Below are 19,827 nucleotides of genomic sequence, written 5' to 3'. Positions count from 1 at the left end.
CTGGCTTATGTGCGACAGATACGGTTAGAGGCGGTTCATAAAGCGCTGCTTTTAAACGTCATGATGGCGAGCCCATCAATATCACGGAAATAACGCTCGCCCGGATACCGAAATGCGCAAACCGTGCCAGGCGCCAAATGGTAAAACAGCGGCCCTTGATTTATCCCGGTGATAATTCGAGGGCCGCTTTTGTCGTTTAGTCAGGCAGGTTCACCCGGCTCAGCCGGAAAGATAATTCGGTAGCCACAGCACTATGCCCGGGTAGATGCTGACGATGGCGGCCGCCAGGCACATTAGCACAAAGAAGGGGATGGCCGACCAGGCGACGCGGCCGATGCGCTCGCCGGTCAGCCCCTGCAGCACGAACAGGTTGAAACCGACCGGCGGGGTAATCTGGCCGAGTTCGACCATGATCACCAGGAACACCCCGAACCAGATGGGGTCGAAGCCGGCCTGGATCACGATGGGCAGGGTGATCGGCAGGCTCATCACGGTAATGGATATGCCGTCCAGGAACAGCCCCAGCATGATATAGAAGAGCGCGAGCGCCACCAGCAGCAGGGCGGGGGACAGCTCCAGGCTGGCGATATAGCCGGCCAGCTCCCGGGGCAGGTGCAGGTAGCCCATGGCAGTGGAAAGCAGCGCGGCGGCCACCAGTATGCTGCACACCATGGTGGAGTTGAGCACGGTGGAGGCGAGCGACTCCTTGAACAGGCTCCAGCTGAGCTGCCGTTCCAGCGCCAGCAGCACCAGGGTGGCGGCAACGCCGACCGCCGCCGCTTCCGAGGGCGTGGCGATGCCCGAGTAGATAGAGCCCATCACCAGCAGGATCAGGATGATCACCGGGGCCAGCAAGGCCAGGCTCGAGAGGATGGACACATCGGACGTCAGCCGGCGGGGGGCCTTGTCCGGCCGGCTCAGGGCGACGGTGACGATATAGCCCGAATACAGCAGGGCGATCAGCAGTCCCGGGATCACTCCGGCCATAAACAGCTGGCTGATCGACACCTCGGCCTGCACACCGTAGACGATCATCACGATGGAGGGCGGGATCAACAGCCCCAGGCTGCCGGCGCCCGCCAGGGAGCCGATCGACAGGTTGCGATCATAGCCCCGGCGCGACAGCTCGCTGGTGGTGATCTTGCCGATGGTGGCGGTGGTGGCGGCACTGGAGCCGCTCACGGCGGCAAAGATGGCGCAACCGAACACATTGGTATGCAAAATGCCGCCGGGCACCTTCTGGGCCCAGGGCTCCAGCCCCCGGAACAGCCGGTCGGAAATATCCGATCTGAAGATCAGCTCGCCCATCAAAATAAACAGGGGGATCGCCGACAGCTCCCAGGAATTGCCGGCACGGAACAGGATACGGCTGAGGATCACCCCGGCGCGATCCAGGTTGAAGTCCCCCAGCCAGACCAGCGACCCCAGGGCCACCGCCACCAGGCCGGCGAACACCCAGGTACCCAGCCCCAGCACCAGGAAGATCAGGCCGATGACCCCGGCCGCTATCAATACGGTTTCCATTACAGCTCTCCCTTTGCCGTGGTGGGCAACTCGCCGGCGGCCAGGCTGAGGGCCCTTGCCAGCAGCGTCAGGCAGAGCAGCAGCATGCCCAGCAGCACCATGCCTTCGGGCAGCCACAGCGGCGTTTCGGCCAGGGTGTCGCTGACCGTGCCGCGCTGATAGCTGCGCCAGACGTTGTGCCCCCAGTACCAGGCGAGGGTGGCGAAGGAAAACAGCGCCAGCAGGGTGGACGCCAGCTCGGGCAGCCAGTGCAGCCGGCGCGGCAACTTGTCCAGCAACATGCTTACCCGGATCAGGGAGCCCCGCTCCAGCGAGTAGCCGAGCCCCAGGAAGGTCAGGGTGGCCACCGCGTAGCCCACGAACTCGTCCAGTACGAAGGTGGAGGCGCCGAACAGCCGCATGCCGATCTCCAGCAGAATATGCCCCGCAATATAGAGGATCAGCAGCATGGCCAGCAGCCCCGCCAGCTGGTTGAGCCGGCGGGTGATTAAGCCTAACAGGCGGGCCATGGGTCAGCCTTCCTGCTTGAACCGGGTCAGGATGTCCCGGCCGCGCTCCCCGGTTTCCTCCACCCATTTCTCGATGGCTTTTGCCGCCGCCTGCTCAAGCTGGGTGGTGAACTCCCCGGGCAGCTGGTCGTTGATACTGACGCCGTGCTGACCCAGCTGCTGATAGTTCTTGGCCACCCGCGCGCGGACTTCCTGCCAGTTATGCTCGTCGGTCAGCCTGGCCGCTTCCAGGATGGCCTGCTGCCGGGCTTCGTCGAGCCCGTCGAATTCATCCTTGTTCATATGCACCATATTGAGCGGAATGGCGTACTGGATGGCGCTGTAGTGATTGAGATGTTCCCAGAAGCTGGCGTTGGCACCGGCTTCCGCCGAGGTCAGCACGGCTTCGATGCCGCCGGTCGACAGCTGGGGTACCACATCGGCCCAGGACAGGTTCACCGGCGAGGCACCGGCTTCCCGCAGGGTAATGGTGCCGTTCTTGTCATAGGTGCGGATCTTCAGGTTTTTAATGCTGTCCCTTGACGCCACCTCCTTTTTAGCCCAGATGCCGCTGGCCGGCCAGGGGGAAGCGTACAGCAGCACCTGATTGTTGTCGGCGAAGACCTTTTCGTAATGGGGGCGGGCGATCCGGTACAGCTTTTCTGCCTGGTCTTCGTTGCTGGCCAGGAAGGGCAGGGAGGACAGGGAAAATATCGGGTCTATGCCGCCCAGGGTGCCGGCCAGGGTGTCGGCTATCTGGATGGCGTTGTCGGCCACCGCATAGAAATGATCCGCCGACTTGAAGCCCAGGGCGCCGCCGGTATGCAGGGTGATGTTCACCTCGTTGTTGGTCAGCTCGCTGACCTTGCCGATGAAGTAGCTGTCGCCTTCGGCGTGTATCGAGCTGTAGTTGTATTCGTTGGAGAAATCCATCTTGGTTTCGGCAACGGCGTGGAGGGGCATCAGTGTCGAAAGGGCCAGCACAAGGGCCGAAAGTGAGCTTTTCATATGGTCTACATCCCTGAGAGTATGGTGCGTCTTCTCGAGTCTGAGGGCTCAGGGAAATAATCATGGTCTCATATGCGACCAATTGATGCTCAATTGCGGCTTATCGCTAATGATTTTTTCGCCGGCCCTGGGAGCTTTATCCCGCGCCGGATAAGGCCGTAAGCAGATGGGTCCCTGACGTCCGGGTGGATGATCGTCAGGGGCCTATGCCGTCATGTCATCAGTGGTGCATGCCGGCATGTGCGTCTTTCTTGACTGCCGCCTCCACGGCGATTTCTACCTCCACCTCACCCGCCTTTTCGAACTGCAGGATCAGCGGGAACCTGTCGCCTTCCCCGGGCTGGCTGCTCAGGTTGATCAGCATCAGGTGGTAGCCGCCCGGCTTCAGAACCACTTCGCCATGGGCCGGAATCGGCAGGGCCGAGACCTGCCGCATCTGCATCATGTCGCCTTCCAGCATGCTCTGGTGGATTTCCACCTTTTCCGCCAGCGGGGTACGGGCGCCCAGTAAGACGTCTTCTTCGCCGCCCTGGTTATTGATGCTCAGGAAGGCGCCGGCCACTTTCGCCATGGGCGGTACCGCCCGGCTCCAGGGGTGATCGATCTGCAAGGCGCCCGCCTGATATTCATGGGCCTGGGCTGCGGCGGTGGTTAACAGGATGACCGAAGCAAGCAGTGAACGAACCAACATATCTTATCCTCAAGGTAGGGTGGCCGGGGTGTTTGGGCCACGCATGGAATGCCGTCCCATTGTAACGGGATGCGGACAGAAGTCAGCTCCATTCAGGGCGTGAGGCTGGCCGCTATATGGAAACTGTCCCGCGATAACGGAATGAGACAGGGCATAGGTCTACCCCCGGTCTGGAGCCGTGCGGCAGGCGACAGGAAAGGTCTTGTTGCCGCGGCCGGCGTTTTGCCTGGGTTCGGCATAGGCAGTATGCTGATGTGAACTCCCCCCTGCTACAGGACGCACTATGGCTGTTTTCTACAAACCCCGTATTTCACTGCTGAGTTGTGCCATGGGTCTGCTGCTGGCCGCCGCGCCGGTACTGGCCGAGCCGCCGGAAGGCAAGGGCCATGGGGCGCATAAAGAGTTCAAATCGGCCCATGGCAAGGCTCACCGCTATGAAGATGAAGATAATGATCACCAGGGGAACGATCAGGGCAACGACAGAGAGCGGGTGCATCGTCGTGATAATCACAGGGACGACTACCACGGCAATGACGATCGGGGGGGCCATCATCATGGCCACGGCCCCTCGATAGACGAGGCCCGGGTACGGTTGATCTTCCGTGATTACCACCGCCAGTTTGACCGTCACCACCATGATTATGAGGCCCTGCCCCCGGGTATTCGCATGAACCTTCAACGGGGCAAGCCGCTGCCCCCGGGGATTGCCAAGCAATTCGATCCGCACCTGCACAGCCGGCTGCCCCATTATGATGGCTATGAGTGGCACCGGGTCGGCCGGGATGCGGTACTGGTTGAGATTGCCACCAGGAATATTCACCTGATATTGGAGCATATCCTCGACTGACGCCATCGGCTTAACCAGATACGTGCCCCGGCCTGGTTTATCCAGCGGGGCGTCTTGTATGGAGGGGGCTTTTCGAGGAGGACAAACGGTGCCGTCAATCAAGCCCGGTGGTCAAATACCAGGGCCTTGAGCCCGGCCTCGGGGTCGATATCCGCAAACTCGGGCGGGTTGTCCAGCCGTTCGACAAAGCGCAGCCGGGGGGCCTGCTCCGCCATGCCGTCGATCAGGAACCGGCAGGGAATGTCCGGATCGTTGACGCAGGCCAGCACCCGGCCGTTGTCGGTCAGCAGCTCGGGCAGTCGGCGCAGGATTTTTTGGTAGTCCCGGGTCAGCGCAAAGCTGCCTTTCTGGAAGGAGGGCGGATCTATGATGATCAGCTCATAAAGACCCAGCTTGCGCACCTTGCCCCAGGACTTGAACAGCTCATGACCGAGGAAGGTCACCTTGCCCAGGTCGTGTCCGTTCAGCCGGTGATTGTCCCGTCCCCGGGCCAGGGCGGAGCTGGCCATGTCCAGGTTGACCACCTGCTTGGCGCCGCCGGCCAGCGCGGCCACCGAAAACCCGCAGGTGTAGGCAAACAGGTTGAGCACCCGCTTATCTTTGGCCTGCCGCCGCACCCAGCGGCGGCCATAGCGCATATCCAGGAACAGGCCGTGGTTCTGGTTGCGGCCCAGCACCAGCTGATAGTTCAGGCCCTGTTCGCGGACCCTGGGCTCCGGCTCCAGCGTTCCCCAGAGCACCTCCAGGGGGCTGCCTTCCCGGCTGCGGTGTTGCAGCAGCAAGGCGCGGGCGCCGCTGCTCCGCCAGACGTCCTGCCCGGTCAGCTCCTGCAACAGGGCATGCAGGCCCGACAAAAAAGCCGGCTCCGGCTCCCTGAACAGTGATACCAGCAACTGGCCGTCCAGCCAGTCCACGGTCAGCTGCTCCAGCCCCGGCCAGCAACGGCCCCGGCCGTGGAACAGCCGCCTCGCTTCGTCGGGCAGTTCGCCGAGGGCGCTGTGCAGGTGAGCGTACAGGGTGGGCAGGGCGGTGAGATCCATGAGTCTTAGTCCGGCAAGAAAAGAAGGCCATTCTAGCGGCCCGCTTTCGATAAGGCCACCCGCGGCAGGGTCATGCGGGCGGCCTGTCATTCATTCATTCATTCATTCGTTATGATGCTGGAAAGGAAACGGCGGTTGACGGCGCTGTGGGGCTTGAGCGCCAGGCGTTCGTGGGCGAGTGCCTGGGCGAGATCATTGAGCCCGCCGCGCACCGCCGCCTCGGTCAGGGTCCAGTCGATGATATCGCGCTGGGCATGGCTGCCGCCGAAGCGGTTGGCAATATGGCGCGCCCCATGGAGCTTTTCCGCCGCCAGCGGGTAGTCGCCCCGCCAGAAGGCCACGAAGCCTTCGATCAGCGGCAGGCCCGTCTCCCGCGTCCAGGCGGCCACTTCTCCCGTTTCGCGGCCGGCGGCGCGGCAGGCCTGCAGGATCCGCTCCAGTTCCGGCTCCCGCCCGGCACCGAGACAGGCCATGGCGGCATGCCAGTCGTTGAACGGATAGAGGCGGCCGTCGGCGTGCCGGTCCCAGGCCTCGGACAATTCCTGCCAGCGTTCACCGAGTTCCACTCCCGCCAGTTGCAGGCGCCACAGCAGCGCCGTGGCGTCGACCATATCGAGCGCCATGGTGCTGTGGCCCGCGCGGATCGGCCCGTCATAGAGGGCCAGCGCCTGGTCTTGCTGATCCAGATCCAGGTGGTAGAGCGCCCGATGCCACCAGTTGTGCACCTTGAAGAAGTTGTCATCGCCGGACCAATAGGGTTCGCGCGTCATCATCCAGCCGATGCCGTCTTCGGCCCGGCCCTGCATTTCCATCACATGGGTGACCGCATGGTGCGCCCAGCAATCGAGCGGCTGCATGGCCACGGCCTGCCGGCCGGCGGCCTCGGCCCGGGCGTAATCGCCGTTTTCTTCCAGCCCGAAGGCGTACATGCCGAGCAGGATGGAGTACCCCGGCGTCTCGGGCGACCAGTGCGGCAGCGCCCGGGCAATGCGATCGCGCAGCTCGCGGGCGTTGGCGCGATAGAAGTCCAGCAGGTGTCCGCACTGGAGGGCGACAAGATCGCGGGGCAGGCGCATGCAGTGCCGGTCGAGTGCCAGGGCCGCGGCGGTCCAGTTTCCGGCGAGCAGCAGCTCGAGGGCGGCAAGGAGCGAGGACTCGCGTTCGCCGAGCCTGAGGGTCTTGATGTGATCGAGCAGGTCGCGGGCGTATAGCGTGGCTTGTGGCTCGGTCGCCACGGCGAACAGCCAGGCCTTCATGATGGGTGCCATGGCGAAACCGGGGGCGGCCGCCATGGCCCGATCGAGCAGTTCGATGGGGTCGCCCCGATACAGGTTGAATGCCGTGACGGCCTGGTCGAACAAGGCGGCGGCCTCTGTCGTGGCCCCGGTGAGCGGGTTTCCTTGTTGATCGGTGAGCATCTTGATGACTCCTGCAACAGCCCTGGCGAGCCGGCGAAGAGAAGGGGTCCAGCAAGCCGGGCGGATGGTCAAGTGAGCGAGTGTCACACCCTAAGGCTCGACGCCATGGGATCTTTTGTCAACAGCGCGACGGCCAGGCATAACAAAGGCGGTGCCATATGAAGGCACCGCCGACCGCTATTTCTTCAGAGTCGGATATCCTTCGGTGAATACCCAGCCGGTGCTCTCTGCCGGAAGATGGCACGCCTGGCAGGTTTCGGCAAAACTCGTGGAGACATTTTTCGAGGGATCCTTGGCTTCATAAAGGGCCCATCCCCACCCCTTGTCCCAGTGCGGGCTGTCAAAACGGCCCTTGTCGTCTTTGACCATGACAAACCATATTTGTGGTTCGCCAGCCCACTGGGCCTGGCCGGTGGTTTTGGTGCCCGATTCAATGCTGCGGATTTCCTTGATCAATATGGTGCCGTCTGGAAATACCCCTTTTTCCCTGTACCCCTGCACCGCCTCCGGCTGGGTATAGACGTCATGGAATCCGTGGCCGGGCGCGTCGGGATCCTCCACTATCCAAGAACCCAAATGGGGCCAGCTTGAGCGTGCATCCTGGGGTAGCGAGATCCCCCCCTGTTGATCCACGTAGCGGCCATAGGTTTGCTCGGCGAGATCGGCCGCCGTGGCGGATAATGGCCCCGTCATCAAGGCGGCCAGCAAGGTACCCGGTATTATCTTGTTCATCGTTCAGCTCCTGCCGTCGTTAACATTGGCCGGACCTGGTCATGGCGCGAGCCAATAGGGGCCGGTCGGTCTCTGCAGTAAGCATGGACGATAAATCAAGACGGGTGATATCTTATAGTCCATATTTTTTATCCATTGGTATCAATATGGATCGACTCGCGGCACTGCTCCGGCATTTTCATCTCAATGCCCGGGTATTTAACACCGGCCCGCTCTGTGGTGCCGCCAGCTATCACGGCGGCGAGGGCGGCGGCTATATCCATATCCTCAAGCGCGGCAGCCTGACGCTTGAAAGCGCCGATGCCGGGGATATCATCATCGACCGGCCCAGCCTGATGTTCTTTATGGAGCCCGGCGGTCACCGCCTGATCCCGGGCGAGGCGGGGGCGGAAACCGTCTGCGGCACCTTCACCTTTGGCTCGGCCGCCAGCAACCCGCTGGCCAGGGCGATGGCTCATCCTATCGTGATCCCCTTGGAAGAACTGGACTCCTTGGCCGGCACCCTGGCGCTGTTGTTCGAGGAAGCGTTTAACGATCGCTGTGGCCGTCAGGCGGCGTTGGACAGGCTTTGTGAGCTGTTGATCATTCAGCTTTATCGTTACCTGATGGAGTCCGGTGATCTTGATGTCGGGCTGCTGGCCGGGCTGGCCGATCCGCGGCTGTCGAAGGCGCTGATCGCCATCCATGAGCAGCCGTCGGCGAACTGGACACTGGTCACACTGGCGGCCAGGGCCGGCATGTCCAGGGCCCGTTTTGCGGTAGCCTTTCGCGACACCCTGGGGCAGACCCCGGGGGCATACCTTATTCAGTGGCGCCTGTGCCTGGCTCAGGCCCTGCTCAAAGAAGGCAAGCCGACTGATCATGTGGCCAGCACCGTGGGCTACAGCGGGTCACCGGCGCTGGCCAAGGCCTTCAGGCAACAGCTGGGGCTTTCGCCAAGCCAGTGGCTGAAGCAGCTGCCTAAGACGTCGTCTTGAAGGAGGCAAGGTAGTCCGGCAACACCTCACCGGCACCGCCTTGTGTCAGAACAGCTCCTTGGCTTTGATGCGTTTTTCCTGTCTGTCAAAGCTGCAGCTCCTGGCCATCTTGCTTCACCTCAAGGGGCAATCCGATGATTGACCGATTGTTCTGTAATGGCGTAAATTTTAGTCAAACCAAGCGGTTGTAAAGAGGATTGATGATGAAGCTCTATGAACTGGCTCCTTCGCCGAGCGCCCGGCGTGTCGGTATTTTTCTGGCGGAAATGGGCATTGAAATCGAGCGGGTACCCGTGGATATCCGCGGGGGCGAAAACCTGAGCGACGCCTTCAGGGCGATGAGCGTCAACGGCCGCATTCCGCTGCTGGCGCTGGATGACGGCAGCTATCTGTGCGAGTCGGTGGCTATTTGCCGCTACCTGGACGAACGCTACCCTGCGGACATCTCGCTGTTCGGTAATACCCCCCTGGAGCGTGCCCGGGTGGAGATGTGGCATCGTATCGTCGAGCTGGACGGTCTGGTGCCGGCGTTTCAGGCGTTCCGTAACCTGACCCGGGTCTATCAGGACCGGGAAAACTGCGTCGAGGCCTGGGGCCATGAGTCGAAGGCGCGGGTGCAGGCCTTCCTGCCCAGGCTGGACCAGCGGCTGGCCGAATCGCCTTATCTGGCCGGCGAGCAGTATTCCATCGCCGATATCTGTGCCTATGTGTTGATGGAATTCATCGGCCGTATGGATATCGAGGCTGATCAGAGCCTGCCCCACCTGCAACGCTGGCAGCAGCAGTTGGCAGCGCGGCCTGCTATCGTGTCCCTATAAACCACCCGAACCAGGAAGATGACCATGATCGACCTCTATACCGCTGCGACGCCCAACGGTTTTAAAATCTCCATTGCCCTGGAGGAGATGGGCCTGGAATACCAGGTTCATCCGCTGGACCTGGGCGCCAACGAGCAGAAGCAGTCGGAATTTCTGGCGATCAATCCCAATGGCCGCATCCCGGCCATCGTCGATCGGGACAACGACGATTTCGCGGTGTTTGAGTCCGGCGCCATCCTGTTGTATCTGGCCGAAAAAACCGGCAAGTTCCTGCCCGATGATGCCAACAAGCGTTCCCGGGTGATCCAGTGGCTGATGTTCCAGATGGGCGGCGTCGGCCCTATGATGGGCCAGGCCAATGTGTTTTACCGCTATTTCCCGGAAAAAATCCCGGCCGCCATCGATCGTTACCAGCACGAAGGCCGCCGGCTGTTCGAGGTGATGGATGGCCAGCTGGCCAAGTACCGTTATCTGGCCGGTGACGAATACAGCATCGCCGATATGGCCACCTGGCCCTGGGTGCGTGGCTACGAATGGAGCGGGATTGATATCGAAGGGCTTGCCCACCTGCAGCGCTGGCTGGGCGAACTGGCCCAGCGTCCGGCCTGCCAGAAAGGCATCGTCACCCCGCCTCCTTCCGAGCTGAGCGATGAAGCGCGGGCCGAGCAAATCCGCAATATGGTCACCCGCTAACCCGTCGTTTCCAGCCGTTGGCCGTTGTTGGCGTCCCATCCGCGGACTGTACCCGGGTGGGGCGTTTTTGTTACCGGCCCTGCCGGCCATCTTTCTCAGCGGGGCGGGCAAGCCGGACGATATTGGCTAATAATGAAATAACAACCTTATCGGGTCGGCCTGGTCCGGTTTTTGCTGTTGCCAATCTTTCACCTGTTGCAGTGCCGGCGGCTCTGCATGCAGTATATGGCCCCCGATTTGAGGCCGTGAGGGCGTGGCCCCCTGGTCTCATCATAAAAATCTACTCAAGTGGTTATATAATGAGCGAATTATTTTCCCTGGCGCGCTGGATGCCCGGGCTTGCGGTATTGCTTCATTATCAGCGCAGTTGGCTGGTGCCGGATCTGCGGGCCGGCCTGTCGGTGGCGGCGGTGGCGTTGCCGGTCGCTATTGCCTATGCGGAGCTGGCGGGGGTGGGGGCCATCGTCGGCCTTTACTCCTGTATTTTGCCGATGGTGGCCTACTCCCTGTTTGGCACCTCCCGGCAGTTGATTGTGGGGCCGGATGCGGCCACCTGCGCCGTTATTGCCGCCGTGGTCACGCCGCTGGCGGCCGGTGATGCGACCCGCCATTGGCAGCTGGTGATGACCATGACGGCGATGACCGGGTTCTGGTGCCTGATCGCCAGTCGTTTCAAGCTGGGGGTGCTGGCGGACTTCCTGTCCCGCCCGATCCTGATGGGACTGCTCAACGGGGTGGCCATTACCATCATAGTGGGTCAGCTTTCCAAGGTATTGGGTTTTACCTTTGATCAGCGCCATCTGATCGAGCGGATTGCCGAGAGCCTGGGGTACTTCTCCCGCATTCATTTGCCCACCCTGGGCATCAGCCTGCTTACCCTGGTGCTGCTGCTGCTCAGCAAGCGCTTGCGGCCCCAGTGGCCGGGCAGCATGCTGGCGCTGGCCATCAGCGGCGGCCTGGTATGGGCGCTGGATCTCGGTACGCAGGGCATTGCCACCGTGGGCACCGTGGGCTCGGCGGCCCTGCTGCAGATACCCGAGTTTCCGCCCGGCCTGATGCGGGAACTGGTGTTGCCGGCGCTGAACCTGGCGATGGTGAGCTTCGTTTCCATGATGCTGACCGCCCGTAGTTTTGCCGCCAGGAATGGCTACGAGATCGATGCGGACAAGGAGTTCAGGGCGCTGGGTTTTGCCAACCTGGCCTCGGCGATGTCCCAGGGCTTTGCCATCAGTGGTGCCGATTCGCGTACCGCGGTGAACGACGCCAACGGCGGCAAAAGCCAGCTGGTATCGATCATCGCCGCCGCCGCCATCGCCCTGGTCACCTTCTATCTGACGGCACCGCTGCAATATATCCCCACCGCGGCCCTGGGAGTGGTGCTGATCATGGCATCGGTGTCACTGCTCGACGTCAAGGGACTGTGGGCCTTGCGTTATTCCGACAGTTCGGCGTTCTGGCTGGCGGGCATCACCTTTATCAGCGTGCTCGCCATGGGGGTGATCCCGGGTATTACCCTGGCGGTGTTGCTCGGTCTGTTTCAGTTTCTGCGCAATGTCATGCGCCCCACCGAACAACTGCTGGGCATGAACGAAGCCGGGGTGGTGCACACCATGGGCCGCAGCGAGAAAGTCAAAGCCGTTCCCGGGGCCTTGATCTATCGCTTTAACTCGCCACTGACCTACTTTAACGCTTCTTACTTCAAGCGCCGGGTGCTGCATCTGTTGGCCCAGGAACCGGTGCCGCCCAAATGCCTGGTGATCGATGCGGTGGCCTGCTTTACCCATCAGGATATCAGCGTGATGAGCATGGTGGCCGAGCTGCACAAGGAGCTGAAACGTCGTGGAATACAAATGGTGATGGCCGGGCGGCGTACCCAAGTGACGCATTGGTTTAAACAGGCCGGGATCCGGGTGGGGGAAGAAGGTATCCATATCTACCCCGACACCTACCAGGCCTTGCTTGAGACCCGCCATTACCGGGAACCCGAGACGCCGGTGTCGGTCGCGTCAGAGCCGGTTACTCCTGAGCCGGAAGCCGGCAAGGTCGTGCCCCTGACGAGTGCCACCGGGCATGGCCGTTGAGCGCCCCGCCATTCTCGGACGCGTGCCGGTCGTATAGATGCGCCTGCTTTTTGCGACCGTCTTGCTGATAGGGTGTTTCTTTCACTGTCGAAGAGGAAGAGCACCATGAGCACCAATAAGCCCGGCGTGTCCCTGGACCTGTTGATACCGCCCCCTTTGGTGGTGGCCTTGTTCGGGCTCATGATGTGGGTATGCGCCCAGGAACTGGGGGGCGGCCGCTTTACGCTGGTCTGGCCGGATCTGGTGATCGGCCTGTTGCTGGGAAGCGGCTTGTTGTTGATCGGCAGTGCCGCCGGCGCCTTGCTTCGGGCCAGGACTACGGTCAACCCGCTGCGTCCCGGCAATACTTCTACGCTGGTGGTGACCGGCGTATTTCGCTGGTCCCGCAACCCTATTTATCTGGGGGATCTGCTGTTGCTGCTGGCCTGGGTTTTATGGCTTGGGCAGTTGGCCAACCTGCTGCTGCTTGCCGGCTATGTGGGCTATATGAACCGTTTTCAGATCCTGCCCGAAGAGCGCATCCTGGCGCAGCGCTTCGGGGAAGCCTACCGCGCCTACTGTGCCAAGGTCAGGCGCTGGCTATGAGACGGTGATGTCGGGGGGAGTAGGTCGCCTGCCCGGCGGGGGCGGCGGACCGTTATTGCATGATATCGGGTAACCAGAGGGCGAGGGACGGAAAGCCGGTCAGCAGGGCAACCGCCATCAGCAAGATGAGCCAGTAAGGCAGGGATGCCTTGGCCGCCTCGGCGACGTTGACCTCGTTTTTGGTGATTGCGCCTGCTGCCTTGATCGCGCCCTGTTGGGGCGGCGGCTAAATCATCAACAGTAGCGGGGCACACCCTGGCCAACGGCTCATCAGACGTCTTTGCGCCATACCACGGGGAACCAGTCTTCGCGCATGGCATCGCCCTGCTGCAGGCCGATGCCGGTAAAGGGGGGTGAGGTTTCTCCGCCCCGCTCGGCGAAGCGTACATCGTCGCCCATAAAGCGGGTGGAAAATGCCCGCCGGCGACGCCGGGTCTGGTTGCCCGGCGCCCCGTGCACAGTTTTGAAGTTGAAGATCAGCGCATCGCCCAGCTCCAGCTCGGGGGTCAGGATGTCGAATTCGCCGCCGTCAATGCAGGGCATCTCCATAAACTGGCTGTCGTCTTTATACCAGGATTCATTGGTGGACCAGCGGCTGGGGCGGATCAGCCTGGGCCACTTGTGGGAGCCCAGCACCACCTGCAGGGTGTTGTCCCTGGTGACCGGATCCAGCGGTATCCAGTAGCTTGCGGTTTTCTCGCCGTCGACGCAGTAGTAGGGCATGTCCTGATGCCAGGGGGTGGGCTTGGAAGTGCCGGGCTCCTTCACCAGAATATGCTCGTGGAACACCTGGATATAGTCGGAGCCGGTGATTTCCCCGGCAATAGCGGCTCCCGGCGACTGTTCTATCCAGCGTTTGAACTCGGGAATACGCTGCCAGTTGCAATAATCCTCGAAGAAACGACCGCCGGCGCCACTGGTGACGTTTTCCCGGCCATGGGGCCCGGGTGCGCGCAATACCTGTTCAAACCCTTCCCGCAGGGGTTCAATCCAGTCTTTGAACATCCCCTTGATTACGATGGCACCATCGCGTTGATAGGTGTCTTTCTGCTCCTGGGTGAGCAGGGTCGGGCCGAGTGTCCGCATGTCGATAAGTCCTTCTTGTCCGGTGATGAACGACAGGGATGACTTTAACAGACAAGTAACATAGGTTATAAATACACTTTTTGTATTCGAGATATAGATAAATGGCTATACCATTTACCTTCCGCCAGCTCAGCTATTTCGTCACCGTTGCCCGGCACGGCAATATCAGCAAGGCGGCGGAAGCGCTCTATGTTTCCCAGCCGTCGGTGTCTATCGCCATCCATCAACTGGAAAGCCTGTTGGGGCAGCCGTTGTTCCAGCGCCACCGGGGCCAGGGGGTGAGTCTGACGTCCAAAGGGGAGATCCTGCTGAAGGAAGCACAGCTGATCCTGACCACCTCGACCAACCTGCTGGCCAGCATACAGGAGGACGAACACCAGGTAGAAGGGCAGCTGGCCATCGCCTGTTTCAGGGATATAGCGCCCTATTATCTGCCCAGGTTGATCAATGAATTCGGGCGCCATTATCCCCGCATCAAGCTACTGATGCTGGAGCAGGATCTGGCCGGGGTCAGCGAGGCGTTGACCCAGGGGAGGGCCGAGCTGGCGCTCAGCTATGATCTGGGCCTGGAGCAGGACATAGACAGCCGGGTGCTGGATGAGCTGAAACCCTATGTGCTGGTGCCGGCCGGGCACCGACTGGCGGTGGAAGAAAAGGTGGCCCTGGCAGAGATCAGCGATGAGCCGCTGATCTTTCAGGATTTGCCGCTGACCCGGGAATATTTCATGTCGCTGTTCTGGCATCAGGATATCAAACCCAACATCACCTACACCACGGCGTCGTTCGAGATGCAAAGGGGACTGGTTGCCCACGGCCATGGCCTGGCCCTGTCCTGTACCCGGCCGGTGGGTGATCGCAGTTACGACGGTTATCCCATTGTTTGCCTGCCGCTGGTGGATGACTTTCCACCGCAAAGAGTCGTGCTGGCACGGTCACGGCGATTTACCGCGTCCGTACCGGCACGTCTGTTTATGGACTTTGTCGGCCGAACCTTTACTAAAGTACCTGAGAGGCTATCCAGCCGAAGATGATCAGCGGGATGTTGTAATGGATAAAGGTGGGGATAACCGAGTCCCGGATATGATCATGCTGACCATCCGCATTCAGCCCGGCGGTGGGTCCCAGGGTCGAGTCTGAGGCTGGAGAGCCCGCATCCCCCAGGGCGCCGGCGGTGCCCACCAGCGCCAGGGTCGCCAGGGGTGAAAAGCCGAAACTCAGGGCCAGCGGCACATAAATCGCCGCTATGATGGGCACGGTAGAAAAAGAAGATCCTATACCCATGGTGATAAACAGGCCGACCAGCAGCATGATCAGGGCCGCCAATGCCGGACTGTCGCCGATCAGGGCGGTCGAGCTGGTGACCAGTTCGGGAATGGCGCCGGAGGCTTTCATCACGCTGGCAAAGCCGGAGGCCGAAATCATGATAAAGCCGATCAGCGCCATCAACCGCATGCCCTGGGTAAACACATCGTCCTGTTCTTTCCATTTGAACATGCCGTTCATCGACAGCAAGGCGAAGCCGAGCAGGCCACCCAGCACCATGGAGCCGGTGGTCAGCTGAACGATCAGGGCGCCGACGATGGCCACCAGGATAATGAAGAGCTGCAGGCGGGACAGGCTGGCGCTTTTGTCGCCCTGGGATTGGGCGGCAGCCTCCGAGTGTCGGTACTGGCGGGGAGTACGGTAGCTGTAAAATACCGCGACCAGCAGCCCCAGCACCATGCCCGCCGCGGGGATCAGCATGGCTTTCGGCGCCATGGCGGCGGTGACCGTCATGCCCAGCTCGGCTCCTGCCTCGTTGACATTATTGGTGAGGATGTCATTGAGGAAAATGGTGCCGAAGCCGACCGGCGTGGTCATATACATGATGGTGATGCTGAAGGTGATCACGCAGGCGACGGCCCGGCGATCCAGCTGCATCATGCTCATCAGCCCCAGCAGGGGCGGGACCAGGATAGGAATAAAGGCGATATGGACCGGCACTATGGTACCCGAGGCCGCGCCCACCAGGATCAGGGCGCCAAACAAAGCCCACTTGATGCTGTTCAGGCGGCCGTTGCCGGCTCCTCCGCCGATCATCTTCAGGGTATGCTGAGATACCAGCCCGGTAATGCCGGTGCGCGACAATGCCACCGCAAAGGCCCCCAGGGTGGCATAGGCCAGCGCGACGGTGGCGCCGCCACCCAGGCCATTATTGAAGGCGCCGATCACTTCCTCGACCGACATTCCTGAGTACAGGCCGCCGACCAGCGCGGCTACCACCAGGGAGAACACCACGGATACCCTGGCCAGGCATAAGCCCACCATTACCACGATGGCCAACACGATTGCATTCATAGGCACGACTCCTTGTCATTTAATTCATGCATTTCCAATATAACGAGTCCGATCTTTAACTTTTAAATCCGTTTTTAATGCGAAAAGCAGAATTTACATCCATTTCAACCGTGAAATAACGCGAGCTCGCCGATAATAATTTCTGATGAGCGCGGAGAAAATTAACATCATTTAAATATTGCGATTAAATACATTCTGTATATGGCTTATATAGCTAAAAAACTATGAATAGATTGAGCCGGCGTAGGCTCAGGCGTGGGAAATCAAGGTTGCCATGGCTCGCCCGGCGCCGTTATTCGGATACTGTCAGCCCGGGCAGTCGGGAGGGCCTTGGGCTCCTGGCGGCCAGTATTGGCGAGCTTCGCCGCTCGCCTAAGGTCCCTCGCCGGGTGTATACTGGCCGCTTCTCGGGCGCATTTTACAGGACACAGGGGACAGCTCTCATGATCCCAAGGTTAGATCTGCAACAGCAGATAAACCCCACCTACTTTTCTTTTCTCGATACTCTGACCAACAGTGGTTTTCGCGGTGACATAGAACGCAGCTATGGCAGCCGGCTGGCGGTGGCCACCGACAACAGCGTTTACCAGTGCTTGCCCCAGGCGGTGGTGTTCCCCCGTTCGACCCAGGATTTGGTAATGATGCTGACCCTGGCCGGCAAGGATGCCTACCGGGATATCCGTTTTGCCCCCAGAGGCGGCGGCACCGGCACCAACGGCCAGTCGCTGAACGACAACATAGTGGTGGACATGTCCCGCCACATGCATCAGCTGCTGAAGGTCGATGCCGACGGCCGTAAGGTCCGGGTGCAGACCGGCATGGTCAAGGACAGGCTCAACCAGCTGGTACAACCCTACCGGCTGTTTTTCTCCCCCGACCTGTCGACCAGCAACCGGGCAACCATTGGCGGCATGATCAATACCGACGCCTCCGGCCAGGGTTCCCTGGTGTACGGCAAGACCTCGGATCACGTGCTCGGGGTGACCGCCGTGCTGGTGGACGGCAGCATCATCGAAACCGGACCCGTCTCCGGTGAGGCGCTGGACGCCAAGCTGGCCGAAGACAGCCGGGAAGGGGAGCTGTACCGCTGTGTCTACCACAGCGTGACCGGCCATGCCGACGAAATCGAGCGGCGTTTTCCCAAGCTCAACCGCTTCCTTACCGGCTACGATCTCAAGCATGTCTATGACCAAGGGCAACACTGTCTGGATCTGACCCGGCTGCTGTGTGGCTCCGAAGGCTCGCTGGCCTTGATCACCGAGGCCTGGCTGGATCTGACGCCCATTCCTGCCTACCGCACCCTGGTCAACGTCAAATACGACAGCTTCCAGTCCGCCCTGCGCAACGCGCCGCTGATGGTGGAGGCCGAGGCGCTGTCGGTGGAAACCGTCGACTCCAAGGTGCTCAACCTGGCCCGGGAAGACATCGTCTGGCATTCGGTCAGCGATCTTATCCGGGACGTGCCGGGCAAGGTGATGGACGGCCTGAACATGGTGGAATACGCCGATCAGGACGAGCAGGCCCAGCAGCAGAAGGTCTCGGCCCTCTGTGCCCGGCTGGACGGGCTTATCGAGCGGGGCGAGGCCGGGGTGATCGGCTACCAGGTGTGTGACGATCTGGCCTCCCTTAACCGCATCTACGGCATGCGCAAGAAGGCGGTGGGCCTGTTGGGCAATGCCAAGGGTCGCAAGAAGCCGGTGCCTTTTGTGGAAGATACCGCGGTGCCGCCCGAGCACCTGGCCGACTATATCAGTGAATTCCGCACCCTGCTGGACGAGCATGGCCTGCAGTACGGCATGTTCGGTCATGTGGACGCCGGTGTGCTGCACGTGCGTCCGGCGCTGGACATGACGGATCCCGAGCAGGAGGTGATGCTGCGCACCATCTCCGACCGGGTAAACGCGCTCACCGCCAAATACGGCGGCCTGATGTGGGGCGAGCACGGCAAGGGTTATCGCTCCGAATACAGTCCCACCTTCTTCGGCGAGACCCTGTTTACCGAGCTGCGCCGTATCAAGTCGGCGTTCGATCCCTTCAACCGGCTCAATCCGGGCAAGATCTGTACCCCGCTCGACAGCCTGGAGCAGCTGGTGTCGGTGGATGCCACCAAGCGCGGCTTCTTCGACCGACAGATCCCGGTGCATGTGCGCGACGGTTTTACCCAGGCGATGGATTGTAACGGCAACGGCCTGTGTTTCGATTTTGACGTGCGCTCGCCCATGTGCCCGTCGATGAAGCTGACCGCCGATCGCCGCCATTCGCCCAAGGGCCGGGCCGGCCTGGTGCGGGAATGGCTGCGCCAGCTGTCGGCCCAGGGCTTCGATCCCATGGCGGAAGAAGCGGCGGTGATGAGCCGGGGCACCAGCGTCAAGGGCCTGGTGGAGCGGGTCAAAGCCACCTGGCGGAAAAGCCGCGGCGAATACGATTTTTCCCATGAAGTGAAAGAGGCGATGGACGGCTGCCTGGCTTGCAAGGCCTGTTCCAGTCAGTGCCCGATCAAGGTGGATGTGCCCACCTTCCGGGCCCGCTTCCTGCAGATGTATCATCAGCGTTATCAGCGTCCGCCCAAGGATTATCTGGTGTCCTGGGTGGAAAGCTACAGTCCCTGGATGGCCAAGGCCCCCGGGTTGGTGAACCCGCTGCTCAAGCACAAATGGGTGCAGGCCGGTGCCAAGTCGGTGCTGGGCATGGTGGACATGCCGCTGGTCAGCGAGCCCAGCCTGCAGACGCTGCTGGCCGACAGCCCGGCCGGTAAGTTTGATCTGGCGCGGCTGCAGGGAATGAGCGGAGAGGAAAAGGCCGGCACCGTGCTGATAGTGCAGGATCCCTTTACCTCCTTCTACGATGCTCAGGTGGTGTACGATTTGGTTCGCCTTGCCACGGCTCTGGGCCTGAACCCTGTGGTGCTGCCGTTCAAGCCCAACGGCAAGCCGGCCCATGTCAAAGGTTTCCTGCGCCGCTTCGCCGCCATGGCCGCCGACAGCGCCCAGTTTCTCAATCAGCTGGCGCGGCTGAATATCCCCCTGGTCGGGGTGGATCCGTCGCTGGTACTCTGTTATCGGGACGAATACGACAAGATCCTGGGTCCGGCCCGGGGCGACTTCGAGGTGCTGCTGCCCCAGGAGTGGCTGCTGCAGGTGATCGACAAGCTGGCGCAGAAGCCGGTGGCCGGCGAGCCCTGGTACCTGTTTGCCCATTGCACCGAAAAGACCGCCAAGCCCGCAACCCACCAGGACTGGAGCCGCATCTTCGCGCATCTGGGCGCCAGGCTGGAGCCGGTCTCCGTGGGCTGCTGCGGCATGGCCGGTACCTACGGCCATGAACGCCAGCATGTGGAAGGTTCCAAGACCCTGTATGGCCTGAGCTGGCAGGAGCCGCTGGCCAAGCTGCCGCAACAGCGCTGCCTGGCCACCGGCTTTTCCTGCCGCAGCCAGGTCAAGCGGATGGAAGGCCAGGGTATCAAACACCCGGTCCAGGCTCTGCTAAGCTTGTTGGCGTAACA

General features: G+C 61.4%; 17 protein-coding genes. 8 read left to right on the top strand and 9 right to left on the bottom strand.

The features are described 5' to 3' along the window. Positions 1-219: 219 nt before the first annotated feature. The 4 genes from ABD806_RS06105 to ABD806_RS06090 all read right to left on the bottom strand — a co-directional run bounded on the left by ABD806_RS06105 (position 220) and on the right by ABD806_RS06090 (position 3,711). Positions 220-1,524 (bottom strand): TRAP transporter large permease, encoded by a 1,305-nt coding sequence (locus tag ABD806_RS06105; protein ID WP_344955789.1) that lies wholly within the window; start codon positions 1,522-1,524, stop codon positions 220-222. Then, a complete protein-coding gene (locus tag ABD806_RS06100; RefSeq protein WP_344955785.1) occupies positions 1,524-2,033 on the bottom strand; it encodes a TRAP transporter small permease subunit in 510 nt (169 codons plus the stop codon). Before ABD806_RS06100 ends, ABD806_RS06105 begins: the two co-directional genes overlap by 1 nt. 3 nt (positions 2,034-2,036) lie before the next feature. Beyond that, positions 2,037-3,020: a TRAP transporter substrate-binding protein gene (locus ABD806_RS06095; RefSeq protein WP_344955783.1), complete on the bottom strand. Its 984-nt coding sequence runs from the start codon at positions 3,018-3,020 to the stop codon at positions 2,037-2,039. A gap of 220 nt (positions 3,021-3,240) precedes the next feature. Beyond that, entirely contained in the window at positions 3,241-3,711 is a 471-nt protein-coding gene (locus ABD806_RS06090) for a copper chaperone PCu(A)C (protein WP_344955780.1), read from the bottom strand. A 283-nt stretch (positions 3,712-3,994) separates the two neighbouring features. Here ABD806_RS06090 and ABD806_RS06085 point away from each other — a divergent pair, with 283 nt between their 5' ends. Next, positions 3,995-4,558, top strand: coding sequence for an anti-virulence regulator CigR family protein (locus tag ABD806_RS06085; protein WP_344955777.1), 564 nt, complete (start codon positions 3,995-3,997; stop codon positions 4,556-4,558). A gap of 98 nt (positions 4,559-4,656) precedes the next feature. Here ABD806_RS06085 and ABD806_RS06080 read toward each other — a convergent pair whose 3' ends face one another. The 3 genes from ABD806_RS06080 to ABD806_RS06070 form a co-directional block, all read right to left on the bottom strand. Continuing rightward, the gene (locus tag ABD806_RS06080; protein ID WP_344955773.1) at positions 4,657-5,598 is read right to left on the bottom strand and encodes a class I SAM-dependent methyltransferase; all 942 of its coding nucleotides are present in this window, start codon (positions 5,596-5,598) and stop codon (positions 4,657-4,659) included. 98 nt (positions 5,599-5,696) lie between these two features. Continuing rightward, positions 5,697-7,016 (bottom strand): tetratricopeptide repeat protein, encoded by a 1,320-nt coding sequence (locus tag ABD806_RS06075; RefSeq protein WP_344955769.1) that lies wholly within the window; start codon positions 7,014-7,016, stop codon positions 5,697-5,699. Positions 7,017-7,193: 177 nt separating this feature from the next. Further along, positions 7,194-7,748, bottom strand: a complete 555-nt coding sequence (locus ABD806_RS06070; protein WP_344955765.1) for a cytochrome P460 family protein — start codon at positions 7,746-7,748, stop codon at positions 7,194-7,196. Positions 7,749-7,894: 146 nt separating this feature from the next. Here ABD806_RS06070 and ABD806_RS06065 point away from each other — a divergent pair, with 146 nt between their 5' ends. From ABD806_RS06065 to ABD806_RS06045, 5 genes are all read left to right on the top strand, one after another. Next, a complete protein-coding gene (locus ABD806_RS06065) occupies positions 7,895-8,725 on the top strand; it encodes an AraC family transcriptional regulator (RefSeq protein ID WP_344955761.1) in 831 nt (276 codons plus the stop codon). A 200-nt stretch (positions 8,726-8,925) separates the two neighbouring features. Further along, positions 8,926-9,543: a glutathione S-transferase family protein gene (locus ABD806_RS06060; RefSeq protein WP_344955759.1), complete on the top strand. Its 618-nt coding sequence runs from the start codon at positions 8,926-8,928 to the stop codon at positions 9,541-9,543. A gap of 24 nt (positions 9,544-9,567) precedes the next feature. Continuing rightward, positions 9,568-10,236 carry a glutathione S-transferase family protein gene (locus tag ABD806_RS06055; protein ID WP_344955756.1) on the top strand — a complete coding sequence of 223 codons (669 nt, stop codon included), beginning with the start codon at positions 9,568-9,570 and terminating at the stop codon, positions 10,234-10,236. A 299-nt stretch (positions 10,237-10,535) separates the two neighbouring features. Further along, positions 10,536-12,317: a SulP family inorganic anion transporter gene (locus ABD806_RS06050; RefSeq protein WP_344955754.1), complete on the top strand. Its 1,782-nt coding sequence runs from the start codon at positions 10,536-10,538 to the stop codon at positions 12,315-12,317. 105 nt (positions 12,318-12,422) lie between these two features. Continuing rightward, positions 12,423-12,902, top strand: a complete 480-nt coding sequence (locus tag ABD806_RS06045) for a methyltransferase family protein (RefSeq protein WP_344955752.1) — start codon at positions 12,423-12,425, stop codon at positions 12,900-12,902. Between the two features lie 270 nt (positions 12,903-13,172). Here ABD806_RS06045 and ABD806_RS06040 read toward each other — a convergent pair whose 3' ends face one another. Further along, positions 13,173-13,988 carry a phytanoyl-CoA dioxygenase family protein gene (locus ABD806_RS06040; protein ID WP_344955749.1) on the bottom strand — a complete coding sequence of 272 codons (816 nt, stop codon included), beginning with the start codon at positions 13,986-13,988 and terminating at the stop codon, positions 13,173-13,175. Between the two features lie 101 nt (positions 13,989-14,089). Here ABD806_RS06040 and ABD806_RS06035 point away from each other — a divergent pair, with 101 nt between their 5' ends. Then, positions 14,090-15,019: a LysR substrate-binding domain-containing protein gene (locus ABD806_RS06035; protein ID WP_344955747.1), complete on the top strand. Its 930-nt coding sequence runs from the start codon at positions 14,090-14,092 to the stop codon at positions 15,017-15,019. Here the strand turns inward: ABD806_RS06035 and ABD806_RS06030 are convergent. Then, positions 14,985-16,325 (bottom strand): Na+/H+ antiporter family protein, encoded by a 1,341-nt coding sequence (locus tag ABD806_RS06030; protein WP_344955744.1) that lies wholly within the window; start codon positions 16,323-16,325, stop codon positions 14,985-14,987. The genes ABD806_RS06035 and ABD806_RS06030 overlap by 35 nt on opposite strands. Before the next feature lie 443 nt (positions 16,326-16,768). Here ABD806_RS06030 and ydiJ point away from each other — a divergent pair, with 443 nt between their 5' ends. Continuing rightward, a complete protein-coding gene (gene ydiJ / locus ABD806_RS06025; protein ID WP_344955742.1) occupies positions 16,769-19,825 on the top strand; it encodes a D-2-hydroxyglutarate dehydrogenase YdiJ in 3,057 nt (1,018 codons plus the stop codon). Positions 19,826-19,827 lie beyond the last annotated feature (2 nt).

The organism is Zobellella aerophila, from assembly GCF_039539325.1.
In the GTDB taxonomy this organism is placed as follows: domain Bacteria; phylum Pseudomonadota; class Gammaproteobacteria; order Enterobacterales; family Aeromonadaceae; genus Oceanimonas; species Oceanimonas aerophila.
This window is presented reverse-complemented; position numbering and strand designations above follow the sequence as displayed.

Bases quoted from the DNA above. Each gene is read 5' to 3' on its own strand.
- ABD806_RS06105 (WP_344955789.1), bottom strand. From the start codon at position 1,524: ATGGAAACCGTATTGATAGCGGCCGGGGTCATCGGCCTGATCTTCCTG.
- ABD806_RS06100 (WP_344955785.1), bottom strand. From the start codon at position 2,033: ATGGCCCGCCTGTTAGGCTTAATCACCCGCCGGCTCAACCAGCTGGCG.
- ABD806_RS06095 (WP_344955783.1), bottom strand. From the start codon at position 3,020: ATGAAAAGCTCACTTTCGGCCCTTGTGCTGGCCCTTTCGACACTGATG.
- ABD806_RS06090 (WP_344955780.1), bottom strand. From the start codon at position 3,711: ATGTTGGTTCGTTCACTGCTTGCTTCGGTCATCCTGTTAACCACCGCC.
- ABD806_RS06085 (WP_344955777.1), top strand. From the start codon at position 3,995: ATGGCTGTTTTCTACAAACCCCGTATTTCACTGCTGAGTTGTGCCATG.
- ABD806_RS06080 (WP_344955773.1), bottom strand. From the start codon at position 5,598: ATGGATCTCACCGCCCTGCCCACCCTGTACGCTCACCTGCACAGCGCC.
- ABD806_RS06075 (WP_344955769.1), bottom strand. From the start codon at position 7,016: ATGCTCACCGATCAACAAGGAAACCCGCTCACCGGGGCCACGACAGAG.
- ABD806_RS06070 (WP_344955765.1), bottom strand. From the start codon at position 7,748: ATGAACAAGATAATACCGGGTACCTTGCTGGCCGCCTTGATGACGGGG.
- ABD806_RS06065 (WP_344955761.1), top strand. From the start codon at position 7,895: ATGGATCGACTCGCGGCACTGCTCCGGCATTTTCATCTCAATGCCCGG.
- ABD806_RS06060 (WP_344955759.1), top strand. From the start codon at position 8,926: ATGATGAAGCTCTATGAACTGGCTCCTTCGCCGAGCGCCCGGCGTGTC.
- ABD806_RS06055 (WP_344955756.1), top strand. From the start codon at position 9,568: ATGATCGACCTCTATACCGCTGCGACGCCCAACGGTTTTAAAATCTCC.
- ABD806_RS06050 (WP_344955754.1), top strand. From the start codon at position 10,536: ATGAGCGAATTATTTTCCCTGGCGCGCTGGATGCCCGGGCTTGCGGTA.
- ABD806_RS06045 (WP_344955752.1), top strand. From the start codon at position 12,423: ATGAGCACCAATAAGCCCGGCGTGTCCCTGGACCTGTTGATACCGCCC.
- ABD806_RS06040 (WP_344955749.1), bottom strand. From the start codon at position 13,988: ATGCGGACACTCGGCCCGACCCTGCTCACCCAGGAGCAGAAAGACACC.
- ABD806_RS06035 (WP_344955747.1), top strand. From the start codon at position 14,090: ATGGCTATACCATTTACCTTCCGCCAGCTCAGCTATTTCGTCACCGTT.
- ABD806_RS06030 (WP_344955744.1), bottom strand. From the start codon at position 16,325: ATGAATGCAATCGTGTTGGCCATCGTGGTAATGGTGGGCTTATGCCTG.
- ydiJ (WP_344955742.1), top strand. From the start codon at position 16,769: ATGATCCCAAGGTTAGATCTGCAACAGCAGATAAACCCCACCTACTTT.